Origin of the sequence: Paeniglutamicibacter antarcticus, from assembly GCF_039544305.1 — a bacterium.
Taxonomy (GTDB): domain Bacteria; phylum Actinomycetota; class Actinomycetes; order Actinomycetales; family Micrococcaceae; genus Paeniglutamicibacter; species Paeniglutamicibacter antarcticus_C.
In genome coordinates, this window is sequence record NZ_BAABLK010000062.1 from 1 (window position 1) to 1,547 (window position 1,547).

Below are 1,547 nucleotides of genomic sequence, written 5' to 3' on the forward strand. Positions count from 1 at the left end.
CCCTATGTGCCAGGGTTGAACGGTGCCAACGTGACATAGCAAGTCACCCCGATGGCGCAGGGCGAGAAGTAGGAAACCGATCAATATGTCTAACCTAGTTTTGGCCGATGTAGGCCAAGATGGATCTATGAGTAGTTCCGGACCGCGCTCCGGTGGACCGACCCCACGTAGGTCGTTCACCCCCGCGCAGAAGCTTGAATTTTTGACCCAATACGAGGAAGCCTGCACCCGTCAGGAAGGGAACGCTTTCCTGCGGGAGCAGGGCCTGTATTCCTCGCAGATGACCGAATGGCGCAAGCAGCGTGACGCCGGCGTCCTGCAGGGCAAGAAGGCCGGTGAAGCTATCGGGAAGCTGACTGTAGAGCAGTCCGAGATCGCGCGTTTGCGCCGCCAGCTGGAGGTGAGCGAGGGCCGGTTGAAGCAGACCGAGGCTGCCCTGGGAATCATGGAAAAACTCTCGGCGTTCTTCGAGAACGCCATCTCAGAATCACCAGCAGCGCCGAAGTCCAAGAAGAAATGATGGGTGCCTACCAGCTGCTTCGTGAACAACAGCTCTCCACCCGCGAAGCCGCGGCCCTGACAGGGGTTTCACGCACCACGGTCTACCGCAAACCCGCCGCACCGCAAGATCACATTCAGGTGGTGCCGCCGAACAAGCTGAGCAGCGAGGAACGTGCGGAGATCTTGGACGCGTTGAACTCACGGACTTTCGTGGATCTGGCACCGCAGCAGGTCTATGCGAAGTTGCTTGATGAGGGCATCTATCTGGGGTCGGTTTCCACGTTCTACCGGTTGCTGAACGAGAATCGGCAGGTGATGGAGCGCCGGCGTCTGGCCACGCACCCACCCCGGGCTATTCCTGAGTTGGTCGCTAACGCCCCAGGTCAGGTCTTGAGTTGGGATATAACCAAGTTGGCTGGGCCGGTCAAAGGCAAGTACTTTGATTGCTATTTGATGATGGATATCCACTCGCGGTTCATCGTTGGGGCCCACGTGCATGCCACCGAGTCAGCGGTGCTGGCGGTGGAGATGATGAAGGAGATATTCGGGGTCCATGGCATCCCTGAAACAGTGCACGCCGATCGTGGCACGAGCATGACTTCGAAGACCGTGGCCGCGCTGCTTTCGGACCTGGGCGTCACCAGATCACATTCCCGACCGAGAGTCAGTAATGATAATCCCTACTCAGAGTCGTTATTCAAGTCTTTGAAGTATGGTCCAACGTTCCCTGAACGCTTTGGTTCTCTGGGTGATGCGCGGGCCTTTATCAGTGACTTCGTGGATTGGTACAATCACCATCATCAGCACTCTGGCATCGGTTTTCACACGCCGGCCAACGTGCACTACGGCCACGCAGACGGGGTCGCGCAGAAGCGCTCCAACACGCTGGCTGCGGCCAGGGCGAAGCATCCCGAACGATTCACCAGCAGTACCGACGCCAAGATCTTGGCCCTACCTGGGCCCGCGTGGATCAACCAACCAGCTGAGGCCATCGCAAAAGAGGCTGTCTAACTCACGCTGGCACCGTTTGACTTGAAAAGTTCCGA

At 58.1% G+C, this 1,547-nt stretch carries 1 protein-coding gene; it reads left to right on the top strand.

Features of this window, described 5'->3' with window-relative positions; genetic code table 11:
* The first annotated feature begins 127 nt into the window (after positions 1-127).
* Positions 128-1,512 (top strand): IS3 family transposase gene (locus tag ABEA12_RS15075; RefSeq protein ID WP_210099284.1). Its coding sequence is split into 2 segments (ribosomal slippage): positions 128-446 and positions 446-1,512, totalling 1,386 coding nucleotides; the frame shifts between segments, so codons are not numbered across the junction.
* The last annotated feature ends 35 nt before the right edge of the window (positions 1,513-1,547 follow it).